Below are 13,455 nucleotides of genomic sequence, written 5' to 3'. Positions count from 1 at the left end.
AATATCTCTTTTCTCAACTGCTTCAGATTGTTTATGTCTTCTTGTTTCATAAAAGCTTCCTCCATAACCTATCCAAAAATAGTAACTGTATCTGCATCCAGACCTGATCCGCCCATATAAGGCATCTTATCCAATTCGTCGATATCCTCTTTGGTAATTTCAAAATCGAAAATATCAATATTTTCCTTTATTCTTTCTGGATTCACCGATTTAGGAAGAGGTATAATTTTTTTCTGAATACAATATCTCAAACAAAGCTGAGCTACTGTTTTATCATAGTGCCTCGCCATCTTTCGCAAAGGTTCTCTTTTCATCATTTTCCCGTTTCCCAAAGGGCTCCATCCCTCCAAATCGATCTTTTCACTATAACAATAATCAACAATTTCCAACTGATTATAGCCAGGATGGAACTCTATCTGATTAACCATAGGTTTTACATTCGCATATTTAGCAAAAGATTCTATATGATGCGGTTTGCAATTACACACTCCAATTTTACGAACATATCCGTCATCATAGAGCTTTTCAAACGCCTTCCATGTTTCCGAATTAATTTTATCCCAATCGTCATGCATATGTGCGGCTGCCGGCCAGTGTACCAGATAAGAATCAAGATAATCTACTTTTAGATTTTTCATAGTGTTTTGACATGCTACCAAAACTTTTTCATAATCACGTTCTGTTGTCCAGAGTTTTCCTGAAATATAAATCTTCTCCCTGTCCACACCGCTTTTTCTTAAAGCCTCTCCTATAGCCCTTTCATTCCCATAAGCTGCGGCTGTATCAAAATGACGATATCCACATTCAAGTGCAGTCTCAATCGCAATGTCCGTATCCGCCTCTGTAATCTTCCAAGTTCCAAAACCAATTGTATGTTCCTTTTGTTCCATTATAGCGTCCTTCTTTAAAATGTAAAATCAAAATATTCATACAGTTTCTCTGCTTTCATATGTCTATAGTCCTGAAAATCTTCATTTTTACACCCAATATCATATGGATTATAAGATCCCGTAATAGGAATATTATTTTCACGAGAATATTCATGAATAAAAGTATCCAATTCTGTCACCATAGGGAATTTCTCACTCTCAACAATATAATCCCAAACAATAGGCGGAAAAGGATGAAGGAAAAATTTTATTTCAATATTATTACTCTGAAGATACGTAACTAATTTCTTAAAATTATCCATTTGCTCAGAATCCAAATGAACATTAGGTGTAATTGCGGCCTCCAAATTTGAATTTGATTCTCCAGAAACATACTTCTTCATCGCTTCTTCTACGTCTTTTTTAGATATATTCTCTTGCGAATAGGCAGATACCCTTGCATTATCCTTTAGGTAATACGCACCTTTGTAATCAGACTTTGGCTCCCCAATCTTCTCCTCACTAGAAATACCATTTTCACTAATATACTGCATACTACTTTGAAAATATGTTAGAGAAATAAGTTGTCTTGGTTTTTTGGTTTTAGTTGATATAAATTCCAGCTTAGAAGCCTTTAATTCTGTTGAACTTCCTATCATATCTAATGCTAACTGTACATCTGCTTCATAAGAAAGCCATGATTTGTTGTTTTCCATAATAGTTTTATCAAAAAAGAGGGTATCTACACAAAACAGCACTTTATCTGGCATTTTGTCATTCCGCTCAAGTTGCCCAAATATGGCTAAAACATCGTAACCATTTCCGGAAGACATTCCTAAATTATAGAAATCTTCACTTCCTACCATATCAGAATTTACCCACCGCACAAGGCTAGGCCCGACCGCAATACATTCTGGAGACTCTTCAAGAGCTTCAATGATTTTTTTATCTACTTCTCTTTCTTCCACATTCCCGGATTTTACATACGCACTTTTCCCATCCATAAATAATTCTACCATTTTTTCAGATGCAGTTCCAAAAAGATTTCCTGGATCGGCTTTATAATTTACAAAAATCAAACAACTCAAAACAGGAATCGAAAAAAGCAAAAAACATATCAGTCTTTTCATTTCTCACCTCAAAATTGGAAATAAATAAAGGAAGATTGGCCAAAAACTCCGAAATACATAATCACAAATATAATTCCCCACCAAAACACACACTGAAATCCAATATTTTGTTTTTCCAATTTTATATAAAGATTTTCATTACTATAGTTCAATTTATCCAAATACAATATAAAAAGAATTCCTAAAAGTACTATGATGACATGCATGGTGCTTGTCCAACCGATAGTTAATAACGAACCGTCAAACAAAATCCAAGGATTAAACACATCGAACATTCTCTCAATTGCCAAAACACCTTCGCTCACACTCCCTGCACATACGAAAGTCCAGCATACACACATCAATAATATTGTCCGAATGCGGCAAAAATAGCGATAGCTTGCACAGTTCGTATTAATACGCAAAGCTGAAATAAGCCACTTAAAAAGCGGCTGAAAAAGTTCACTGCCAATCAGGTAAATTCCAGGGATAATACCAGAGGCAAGAAAATACATAGCAGTTCCTCCATGCCATAACCCGATTGCCATCCATATACAAATAAGCCCTAAATAAGTAGGTATCTTTTTCCCTCTTCTTTTTCCAAATGTTTTCTTGCTGATTTTTCCAATTTTCTGCATAAAATTGCATTTTAAAATAGGATAAAAAAGATAGTCTTTAAACCATAACCCTAAAGTAATATGCCATCTGCGCCAGAATTCAGAAAGTGTTGCCGAAAAAAATGGCGACTGAAAATTTTCGGGAAGATAAATCCCGAAAGTTTGTGAAGCTCCTAATACAATATCCATGCAACCCGAAAAATCAGCATATAACTGAAACGCATATGCCACTATCGCTATCACCAAATAACTGCCATAATATGTGGTATCCCCATGATATATTGCCTGAACGAATAGTCCCAATTGATCAGCAATTACACACTTTTTCCAATAACCAATAATCATTCTTTCAAGTCCAAACATTATTTCCTTCCCACAAAACTTATGGGGCGAAAACATTTGAGAGGCCATGGCATCATATTTCATTACTGGTCCAGAGACTAATTGTGGAAAATAGCAGGTAAATAAACTAAATTTTAAAATATTTTTTTGAGATTCATAACTTTTGTAATAAACATCAAAAACATATCCCAAAATTGATAGGGTATAATAAGAAATTCCTATTGGTGCCGCTAAGTCCCACATATCTATATTGTTATGCAGATTAAAAAGATTTTGCAATAAATTTCCTAGATTAAAAAGATATTTTAACGCAACTAATTCTGCAAGTAAAAGAGAAACCACCAGACACAAAAGCCAAAATCTTTTCCTTTGATTCTGGCTTTTGTCAATCAATCTTGCTCCTATATAGGCAACCACAATTCCATACAACAAATATAAAATCATACTTGCCCCTCCTGAACTCGCAAAGAACAAGAGGCTTCCCATCAAAAGCCATATCCATTGAACTTTGGATGGAAGCAAATAATAGAGGCATAATAAAACAGTAAAAAATAGCAAGAAACTAAATGTTGTCAAATTCATTTGGAAGAACGCTCCATAATAATATCAACCATTTCCCCCACATTTTTCATAGATGTTACTTCTCCCATTGTAAATTTAATATCAAAACATTTTTCAACAGCTACCACTAAATTAATATGCTCCAAGCTATCCCAATCTTCTATATCATTTGCAGTAGTCTCTTCATTTACTCGAATTTCATCATCATCAAATACATCCTGAAACACCTCATCAAGTTTCTGGAAAATTTCTTCTCTTGTCATTCTATTCTTCCTCCTTAATATACGTCAAATTCTTTTTGTAATCACTTACTTTCATTGTATATATCCCGCCATCTTCATGATGAAATCCCATTTTCTCATAAATTTTTTCTACCATCGCATTTTTAGCGGTCTTTTTATATTCACCGATTACCTTTTGAAAACCATTCATCTCTGCCACATACAAAATTTTATTAATAATAAACTCTTCCATGGTCCGTTTTAAAACGCGGCAGCTCATAAGCCAGTTTTCTATAAACACATTATCCTTATCTACCCTTTTTAAAACCACTATACTAATCAAACCTGATGAACCCAGCTTGTCTTTCAAAGTAAAATACAAAGTCAAATATTCTTTATCCTCTGCCAGTTTTCGAATTTCATCCTCTGTATATCTAACCGTTCTTAAATTGAATTGATTAGACCTTTGAGAAAGCTGTGCGATTCTTGGATAATGGAATTCATCAAATGGCTTTGCTTCTGCAACCATATCCATTTCCTTCAAATAATCTTCATAAGATTGGCTTTTATTTAAAATGCTCCTTCTCTCAGCCTCTGCCTGATACTGCTCCGTACGCTCATTATCTTCGCTGGAATAAACGGCCGTTTCAAACAAATTACATTTCCTTAAATATGATAAATATAGTGCCGGATCCTTTGGCAACTCTGGAACAATAACTTCTGGAATCAATGTTCTAACAACATCACGTTCTCTTGGATTATCATCTAAAAAAACAATACTATCCATTCCGATATTCAATGTCTCCTGGATCTTACGAATATTGGTTGCTTTGTCCTCCCAATTTGCAACAAACATCACGAAATCATCAAGTTTTAGTTCCATCTCTGGGTGTCTTTCAAAAGGAATCTTTGCGGTATCTTCATTATTCTTACTACAAACCGCCAAAAGAATTCCACGTTTCCTTAATTCTTTCAGCCACCTCTGCATTTCCGTAAAGGCATGTCCATCTCCAAGCTCACCTATTTGTATACCTTCCAAACCATCATCGCCAATAACACCGCCCCAAAGTGTATTATCTAAGTCTGTCACAATACATTTAATAATTTTCCCTGAAACAGCCTTTATAACTGAAACGATTTCACCCGCAATACTAACAAGAGCTTTCTGAGAAAAAGGAATTTTGGCAATATAATAAAATTTATCATCCTTAAAAATGGACTCACCACATTGAGCTGCGACTCTGCATATATCAACTAAATACAGATTTTTCTGTTTTTGGGCTCCTTGCATCAAATACATATTCAACTTTCTTAATTGATACAAAAAAGAGACTTCTGTCTTTCCCGCATAATTCCCCCAAATACCATCATCTATCTCTTCATAATTCATTTGTAAAATCCTGGCCTTAGAATACTCTGAAAGTCTAAGCCAGTAATTCTCCAAAATCTGATATTGCTGCTCCGCGAAATTTCTACGCTCACTTAACGGTGTCTCACAGAACTTTAAATAAAGCTTTTCTGTACATACAGCTAGAAGAATAAAATCCGGATGGAACTCATAAGTTTCTGAGTGTTTGTCCAAAATCTGTGCATCAAATTGATCATAATCACAATCTAAAATATCTAATGGAAAATTTTCCTTTTGCGCATATCCTTTTGTCGCAACAGCTAAATGCTGAGTTGCAAATTCGCCAATAAAAGCTACTCTCAAACAATTTTCAAAATTTTTTTTGACATTTTTTTCAATTCTAAAAAGGTATATTTCTCCACCCAAACACCTCTCTCAGGTTATTTAAAAACTCTCAACTTTTTACTCTTCAACCAAAATATAACCCATAAGCGTAATATCCAAATTTGAAAAATAAGCTAACACTCTTCTTAAAGATTCTTTTCTATCTTTTCCAGATCTAACTGCCAATATAAATTGAGTATCTTTTAACTCTTCCTTTTCTAATTTATCAATCATATCTTCCAAAAGAATAAACTCAATTTTTTCACCAAAAAACATCTTGCCCTTCTTTATCTGATCTAATATCACAACCGAAATACGATTATTTTCACAAAGATGTCTTAAAACTCCTCTCAATTCTTTTACTTCTTGTTTCCGGTTTCGTTTTCCAACCACGCCTAAACACCTACAGCCATCTGTACTAGGAAACTCTTCCTCCACATAGATTTTTCTATCAAAACAAATGATCAATGCTAACACAAACACGCCAATAATCAGCCCCAAAACAATAATAAAGAGACTCTTAGCGCTAATCAACACATCAAAGAAGGATCTTGCTCCCAATTGCACGATAGAGGTATCAAGCAACCTAAGACCCGAAAACATCCCATCACTTTCATAATAGCTGACCATTTCCTGAAAAATTAATTGACTAAGATACTGTTCCCTTTCTAACTCTTTGCCTTGAACGGTAAGTTCTATAACATTTCCTGTTACGGCAAAGTCAATCTTATCACTTTCTCCTAGCGGCGTATATCCCATTCCTTCCAGTTGGTCATTCAAAAGTGAACGAACTGAATTCGTTGCTATATAGAGTTTAAATTCTTGGCTTACTGTTTCTGCTGTAACATTGACACCTTCTGATATATCAACACCTTTCTGCCGTGCCTGGATTAGAGTGTTAACGCAAACTTCTTGTCCCTTTTCCCTTTCTTTTACAACTTCTGCCATCACAAACAAAAGGGCCGCCAAAAAACACAACAAGATGGCCCATCCAAAGCGTCTCAAATTAGAAAATACTTTCTTTGCGCTGATTATATTTCTATCACTATCTATGCCCATAACTACCTCAAATTGGATATTATCTACAATTCTTCCAACGTTTCATTTACACTCAATCGATAATTTCTTCCGCAGTTTCCACATTTAAATTGCGCATCCAAAACATTCCCACACTTACATACCCATCCAATCTGTCTGGCAGGCACACCCGCCATCAATGCATGTGCTGGAACATCTTTTGTTACAACAGCGCCTGCTGCAATCATCGCCCACGTTCCTATGATAATTCCACAAACTATGGTTGCATTTGCTCCAACAGAAGCGCCTTCCTTTAAAATAGTTTTTACGTACCCGGCACGTCCTTTTGGAAATTTTGCCCGCGGAGTCAAGTCATTGGTAAAAACCATTGATGGGCCGCAAAACACATAATCTTCTAACTCGACACCTTCGTAAATACTAACATTATTTTGAACCTTTACTCCATTGCCAATACGAACATTATTAGAAATATTTACATTCTGTCCAAAGGAACAATTTTCACCAATAACCGCTCCTTTTTGCACGTGACAAAAATACCAGATTTTTGTTCCTTTTCCGATTATCACATCTTCATCTATATAACTACTCTCATGCACAAAATAATCTGACATTAAAATTCTCCTGTCATATCTGCACTCGCAAAATTCGTTAAAGGAAACTTAACTGCTCTTCCCTCTTTTTGGCTCTTATAAATTGCCAACACAAGTTCCAAAGCATTCTTCCCCGCATATGCATCTACATAAGGTTTACGGTTCTGCTCAATTGCTTCAACCATATCTGCATATAAACTTGTATGCCCATTTCCGTATACATTACTGGTCTCTTCTTCCAATCCTTTATTTTTCTGATCAGCTTCTGTCTCGTCTGCAAAATCCCAGACATCGATATTATTGGTTGATTTTCCTCCTAATTTTACAGTTCCGTTCTCTCCAAAGAGATACAACGTCTCCTCTAAATTTTGAGGATAGACATTGGTAGTCCCTTCCACTGTTGCGATCGCACCATTTTTAAACTTGATAACAGCCATTCCCACATCCTCGGCTTCGAGATAATTGTGGAATTGCTGTCTTGTCACTCCATATACTTCTTCAATTTCATCTCCCAGCATCCAGCGAAGCAAATCAATTCCATGAATACACTGATTCATTAATGCTCCTCCATCCTGTGCCCATGTTCCTCGCCATGGTGCCTGTTCATAGTACCCTTTATTCCTATTCCACCTTACATGAATAGAACCATGCGAAAGCTTCCCGAACCTTCCAGATTCTAAAGCTCCTCGTAACTTCTGAACTGCAACATTAAAACGATTTTGGTGGCATGCAGACACTTTCACTCCTTTTTTTTCAGAACGCTGGATAATCTCTTCCGCATCTGCAATGCTCATAGCCATTGGTTTTTCGATGATCACGTTAATTCCATGATCAATACAGTACAATGCAATTTCTGCATGATTCCCACTCTCTGTTGCAATACCTACTAATTCAATCTCATTTTCTTCAATCATTTTTTTATAATCAGTATAACGCTTGATAGAAGGATCGTTTTGTTTATCGTGCTTAGCAAGCACTTCTTCCATATGTTCTGGAACAACATCACATACAGCAACAAATTCCAAATTATTATTCAAAACTGCTTTTACATGATTCGTTGAAATTCTTCCGCAACCAATTAATGCATATTTCATTATAATCTAATTTCCTTTCTATAATAAAACTCTATTATTAGAGAACTTCAATATTTTCCCTACTCTTTATGTTTTTCATAACATTCTTAGTATCAAAAATCACTTTTGCATTCTGCTGAACCATCTCATAATCTACATTGCTATGCGCAGCTGTAATCATGACCAAATCATAACTTGAGACTATTTCTGGTGTGATTTCCGGAATACTCTTGCAAATTTCTCCATGATATCTATACTCAGACACCCACGGATCATAATAAGAAACAACTGCACTTTCCTTTTTCAATTCCTCAATCACACGCAATGCCGGACTTTCACGATAGTCATCAATATCTTGCTTATAAGCCACTCCAAGCACCAAAATATTGGCTCCATTCATCGCCTTCTGGTAACGATTCAAAATTTTGCTCGCACGTTCCACACAGTATTCTGGCATCTTATCATTAATCATCATAGAGCTCTCAATCATAGAGGTATGAAAACCATATTCCCGAGCTTTCCAGCTTAAATAATAAGGATCTAGAGGAATACAATGCCCTCCCAGTCCTGGTCCCGGATAAAAAGCCTGGAAACCATATGGTTTCGTTTTAGCTGCATCAATCACTTCCCACATACTAATACCCATTTCTTTACATAACATCGTAAGTTCATTAATAAGTCCGATGTTAATATTACGATAGGTATTCTCCAAAATTTTTTCCATCTCCGCTACTGCCGGTGATGACACTTCATACACATCACCCTCCAAGACTGAACGATACATTGCCGCAATTACTTCTGTAGCATCTTTTCCAATCGCCCCTACAACCTTTGGTGTGTTTTTTGTTTTATAGATTAAATTTCCTGGATCTACACGTTCCGGTGAAAAACCAAGATAAAAATCCTCTCCACAGGTAAGGCCGGAACCTTCTTCTAAAATCGGTTTGATTAATTCTTCTGTAGTCCCTGGATACGTCGTAGATTCAAGAACGACCATTGTATCTTTTTTCAAATATTTTGAAATTGCTTCTGTTGATGAACGTACATAGCTAATATCTGGTTCCTGATGACTGTCAAGGGGAGTCGGCACGCAAATAGCGATAAAATCAACATCTCTTATAAAGCTAAAATCTGCCGTTGCTTTTAGTTTTCCTGCTTCTACTAATTTTTTCAAATCACTGTCTACAACATCACCAATATAGTTGTGCCCAGCATTCACTAATCCTACTTTTTCATCCTGTACATCAAACCCTATCGTTTGATATCCAGCCTTTGCTTTTTCCACTGCAAGCGGCAGACCGACATATCCCAAGCCGACAACGCCTACTACCAACTCCTTTTTTTCGATTTTATCCAATAATTTCTTTTTCATCTCCATTATAATTTCTCCCTATCATTACTAAATTTTATCCTCTTCTAAATATAGCAGTTTTTCCACATTTGTCAACCTTAGTACCAATCTTTCAAAAGAAAATCCCATATGATAATAAGCAGGTGAAAATAAATTCTACTTTCACCCGCTTATTATATTAATAAGACTTATAGCCAACATTCATATCGACATATCCGCTGATCCCAGAAACTCTTCCCACATCTGAATACTGCCATATTGTAACTGTTCCTGGTCCATTGTATCCATGGTCATGATTTGGTGTTTTATCATTAAACCATCTGGCCAGCCACACGTCTACATCCGCAAATTCGTCCATATCAATTTTGGTTTCCAACCAGCTTTTTGAGGAATAAATCATAAATTGATATCCATTATTTTCTACAACTCCACGAAATGCCTTGATAATTTCTGTAAGTTCATCCTTACTTAAGGTTCCCTGAGTATTCAAATCTTCCACATCATACGCAATTGGGTATGTAGTATTATATCCACTATCTTTAATCGCCTCTATTGCCATTTTAGCTTCCCTTTGTGCCTGTTCAGGCGTCATAGCGTAACCATATCTATATATCCCGACTGCAATACCGTTCTTTGTTGCTCCGGCTATATTTTTGTTAAAATACGGATCAACATCCAGAGCTCCCATTTTTCCTGTAAGTACACGAATCATGGCAAAAGAAATTCCATCATTTCTAACTTTAGACCAATCAATGTCTCCTTGATAAGCAGAAACATCGATACCATATGAAATCTTATCGCTATACACGGTTATCAAGTAAGAAGCACTATTAGATTGACCTTCCTTGTCTTTCGCTGCTATCGTAAACTTATGTGTGCCTAGTCCATTAATCTGGAATGAATACGTATTATTCTCACTATACGCCTGCTTAGTTACAGAGTTTCCTTGATATGTCTCTGTAAAACGATACTGTGTACCGCCATAGCCGCCGGAGGAAGAGGCTACTAGAGTGATTTCAGTACCATCCTGGACTTTTGCCGGTTGATCAGATTCTACAGATACGAAAAGCTTTTTCCCCGCCTCTGGTTCAACCGTAAGTTTGTAAACCGCTGACATACTTCGCCCTGCCGAATCCTTAACTGCCACTGTAAAGGTGTGTTCTCCTATCCCTACAGCCGTAAAACTATATGTATTCTTTTCGCTATATGCCTGTTTAGTCTCCGCTATTCCTTCATAAGTTTCCGTAAAACGATACTCATATGCACCATCTCCTGCGCCAGCCGTTGCCGTCAACATAATCTGCGTCCCAAGAACTTCATTTGTCGATCTATTGCTACTTACAGATAATGTTAGTGGCTTTAAATTTACAGTAATAGAATAGGTAGCTGTTGCAGAATTCCCCACGCTATCCTCTACTTCTACCGTAAACTCATGAAGTCCTGTTTTTCCCGGGTCTGCAACAAAAGTATATTCCTCTTTGCTGCTATACTCTTGAACCACGCTTGTTGAACCTGAATAGTACTCCCTAAAACAGTATTTATAATCGCCTGATCCCCCAAATACTTTTGCCTCTAGAATCGTTTCCGCCCCCTCGGAAATCAACTCACCCTTACTACTGCTTAATGACACCGTCAGCGCTGTTTCCTTCACTTCTACTGTATATACCGCTGATATCGCATTCCCGGAACTATCACGTACTGCTACCGTAAACTTATGCGTCCCATTCCCTTTCGCCGTATACTCGTAACTCGGGTCCTCGCTATAATTCTGTACTGTTGTCGCATTCCCATTATAGGTCTCTGTAAAACGGTACTCATATCCGCTTCCAGACCCGCCTCCGGCCTTCCCTGTTAACGTCACTACGCTCCCTGAAGGCTGGGTCCCGCTTTTATCCGCACTGACCGAAAGTGTCAATGCCGCTTCCTTCACTTCTACTGTATATACCGCTGATATCGCATTCCCGGAACTATCACGTACTGCTACCGTAAACTTATGCGTCCCATTCCCTTTCGCCGTATACTCGTAACTCGGGTCCTCGCTATAATTCTGTACTGTTGTCGCATTCCCATTATAGGTCTCTGTAAAACGGTACTCATATCCGCTTCCAGACCCGCCTCCGGCCTTCCCTGTTAACGTCACTACGCTCCCTGAAGGCTGGGTCCCGCTTTTATCCGCACTGACCGAAAGTGTCAATGCCGCTTCCTTCACTTCTACTGTATATACCGCTGATATCGCATTCCCGGAACTATCACGTACTGCTACCGTAAACTTATGCGTCCCATTCCCTTTCGCCGTATACTCGTAACTCGGGTCCTCGCTATAATTCTGTACTGTTGTCGCATTCCCATTATAGGTCTCTGTAAAACGGTACTCATATCCGCTTCCAGACCCGCCTCCGGCCTTCCCTGTTAACGTCACTACGCTCCCTGAAGGCTGGGTCCCGCTTTTATCCGCACTGACCGAAAGTGTCAATGCCGCTTCCTTCACTTCTACTGTATATACCGCTGATATCGCATTCCCGGAACTATCACGTACTGCTACCGTAAACTTATGCGTCCCATTCCCTTTCGCCGTATACTCGTAACTCGGGTCCTCGCTATAATTCTGTACTGTTGTCGCATTCCCATTATAGGTCTCTGTAAAACGGTACTCATATCCGCTTCCAGACCCGCCTCCGGCCTTCCCTGTTAACGTCACTACGCTCCCTGAAGGCTGGGTCCCGCTTTTATCCGCACTGACCGAAAGTGTCAATGCCGCTTCCTTCACTTCTACTGTATATACCGCTGATATCGCATTCCCGGAACTATCACGTACTGCTACCGTAAACTTATGCGTCCCATTCCCTTTCGCCGTATACTCGTAACTCGGGTCCTCGCTATAATTCTGTACTGTTGTCGCATTCCCATTATAGGTCTCTGTAAAACGGTACTCATATCCGCTTCCAGACCCGCCTCCGGCCTTCCCTGTTAACGTCACTACGCTCCCTGAAGGCTGGGTCCCGCTTTTATCCGCACTGACCGAAAGTGTCAATGCCGCTTCCTTCACTTCTACTGTATATACCGCTGACGTCGCATTCCCGGAACTATCACGTACTGCTACCGTAAACTTATGCGTCCCATTCCCTTTCGCCGTATACTCGTAACTCGGGTCCTCGCTATAATTCTGTACTGTTGTCGCATTCCCATTATAGGTCTCTGTAAAGCGGTACTCATATCCGCTTCCAGACCCGCCTCCGGCCTTCCCTGTTAACGTCACTACGCTCCCTGAAGGCTGGGTCCCGCTTTTATCCGCACTGACCGAAAGTGTAACAGCGGTTTTTATGCTTTCTGATTCCGTAACCAGTGACCCAGAATCGGCTATCTTACTATTATCTTCTGTCTGGAACGATTCCGACTCCTGCTCTTTTTCACTATTATCCGTTACCGTCTCTTCTTTTTTCAATACCTCATATGATTTTTCCTGCATACTCAATGTACCATCTTCCATACGCAAAAGAACTCTAAGTACATATGATCCTGCGGCTCCTGCACTAAATATATATTCATTATCATCATCAAATTCCCGAAGCAATTTGTAATCTTTTTGTTCCTTTTCCGCAAAACAATACTCATACACCGTATTTTCTATATCTGACTTTGCTTCAACTCTAACCTTAACATCATCATCTTCATAGATATATCCCTCATTCTCAATAATAATTTCCACTTCAGAATTCAATGGATAATCTCCTGCTATCATTTGGTTTATATCTTCTGGTTCGGTAATTTCTCCCGCCTGAACTAGAAAACCATTTTGACATAGTACAAGCACTAATGTCAGCATAAAAATTAAACCTTTTTTTATATTCTCTTTCATTCTCCACCTCGTTAATTTAAGCCCAAACAAGTTTTCTTGTACATTATAAAACAGATTTGAGTAAAACTCAAATCTGTTTTATAAATTATAACTTAT

Annotated in this window: 10 protein-coding genes; all 10 read right to left on the bottom strand. The window is 38.0% G+C overall.

What is annotated here, in order from left to right; translation table 11 throughout:
* Nucleotides 1-68: 68 nt before the first annotated feature.
* The 10 genes from FND36_06270 to FND36_06225 all read right to left on the bottom strand — a co-directional run bounded on the left by FND36_06270 (nucleotide 69) and on the right by FND36_06225 (nucleotide 13,359).
* On the bottom strand, nucleotides 69-890 hold the full coding sequence (locus tag FND36_06270) for an aldo/keto reductase (GenBank protein ID QDW73673.1): 822 nt from the start codon (nucleotides 888-890) through the stop codon (nucleotides 69-71).
* 14 nt (nucleotides 891-904) lie between these two features.
* Nucleotides 905-1,999 (bottom strand): hypothetical protein, encoded by a 1,095-nt coding sequence (locus FND36_06265; protein ID QDW73672.1) that lies wholly within the window; start codon nucleotides 1,997-1,999, stop codon nucleotides 905-907.
* 8 nt (nucleotides 2,000-2,007) lie between these two features.
* Nucleotides 2,008-3,381 (bottom strand): MBOAT family protein, encoded by a 1,374-nt coding sequence (locus FND36_06260; GenBank protein QDW73671.1) that lies wholly within the window; start codon nucleotides 3,379-3,381, stop codon nucleotides 2,008-2,010.
* Between the two features lie 134 nt (nucleotides 3,382-3,515).
* Nucleotides 3,516-3,761, bottom strand: a complete 246-nt coding sequence (locus tag FND36_06255; GenBank protein ID QDW73670.1) for an acyl carrier protein — start codon at nucleotides 3,759-3,761, stop codon at nucleotides 3,516-3,518.
* Nucleotide 3,762: 1 nt separating this feature from the next.
* On the bottom strand, nucleotides 3,763-5,493 hold the full coding sequence (locus FND36_06250; GenBank protein ID QDW73669.1) for an HAD-IIIC family phosphatase: 1,731 nt from the start codon (nucleotides 5,491-5,493) through the stop codon (nucleotides 3,763-3,765).
* Nucleotides 5,494-5,529: 36 nt separating this feature from the next.
* Complete coding sequence (locus FND36_06245; GenBank protein ID QDW73668.1) at nucleotides 5,530-6,510, bottom strand: hypothetical protein; 981 nt, start codon at nucleotides 6,508-6,510, stop codon at nucleotides 5,530-5,532.
* A gap of 23 nt (nucleotides 6,511-6,533) precedes the next feature.
* The gene (locus FND36_06240; protein QDW73667.1) at nucleotides 6,534-7,100 is read right to left on the bottom strand and encodes an N-acetyltransferase; all 567 of its coding nucleotides are present in this window, start codon (nucleotides 7,098-7,100) and stop codon (nucleotides 6,534-6,536) included.
* A complete protein-coding gene (locus FND36_06235; GenBank protein QDW73666.1) occupies nucleotides 7,100-8,173 on the bottom strand; it encodes a Gfo/Idh/MocA family oxidoreductase in 1,074 nt (357 codons plus the stop codon). The genes FND36_06240 and FND36_06235 overlap by 1 nt, the downstream gene beginning before the upstream one ends.
* 37 nt (nucleotides 8,174-8,210) lie before the next feature.
* Nucleotides 8,211-9,524: a nucleotide sugar dehydrogenase gene (locus tag FND36_06230; GenBank protein QDW75557.1), complete on the bottom strand. Its 1,314-nt coding sequence runs from the start codon at nucleotides 9,522-9,524 to the stop codon at nucleotides 8,211-8,213.
* A gap of 157 nt (nucleotides 9,525-9,681) precedes the next feature.
* The gene (locus tag FND36_06225) at nucleotides 9,682-13,359 is read right to left on the bottom strand and encodes a hypothetical protein (protein ID QDW73665.1); all 3,678 of its coding nucleotides are present in this window, start codon (nucleotides 13,357-13,359) and stop codon (nucleotides 9,682-9,684) included.
* Nucleotides 13,360-13,455 lie beyond the last annotated feature (96 nt).

Source organism: Lachnospiraceae bacterium KGMB03038 (genome assembly GCA_007361935.1).
In the GTDB taxonomy this organism is placed as follows: domain Bacteria; phylum Bacillota; class Clostridia; order Lachnospirales; family Lachnospiraceae; genus Massilistercora.
The sequence above is the reverse complement of the archived record's forward strand: the minus strand, read 5'-3'. Positions and strand labels throughout refer to the sequence as shown.

Coding starts and splice junctions, on each gene's coding strand:
- FND36_06230 (QDW75557.1), bottom strand. CDS start 9,524: ATGAAAAAGAAATTATTGGATAAAATCGAAAAAAAGGAGTTGGTAGTA.
- FND36_06260 (QDW73671.1), bottom strand. CDS start 3,381: ATGATTTTATATTTGTTGTATGGAATTGTGGTTGCCTATATAGGAGCA.
- FND36_06245 (QDW73668.1), bottom strand. CDS start 6,510: ATGGGCATAGATAGTGATAGAAATATAATCAGCGCAAAGAAAGTATTT.
- FND36_06235 (QDW73666.1), bottom strand. CDS start 8,173: ATGAAATATGCATTAATTGGTTGCGGAAGAATTTCAACGAATCATGTA.
- FND36_06225 (QDW73665.1), bottom strand. CDS start 13,359: ATGAAAGAGAATATAAAAAAAGGTTTAATTTTTATGCTGACATTAGTG.
- FND36_06240 (QDW73667.1), bottom strand. CDS start 7,100: ATGTCAGATTATTTTGTGCATGAGAGTAGTTATATAGATGAAGATGTG.
- FND36_06270 (QDW73673.1), bottom strand. CDS start 890: ATGGAACAAAAGGAACATACAATTGGTTTTGGAACTTGGAAGATTACA.
- FND36_06265 (QDW73672.1), bottom strand. CDS start 1,999: ATGAAAAGACTGATATGTTTTTTGCTTTTTTCGATTCCTGTTTTGAGT.
- FND36_06255 (QDW73670.1), bottom strand. CDS start 3,761: ATGACAAGAGAAGAAATTTTCCAGAAACTTGATGAGGTGTTTCAGGAT.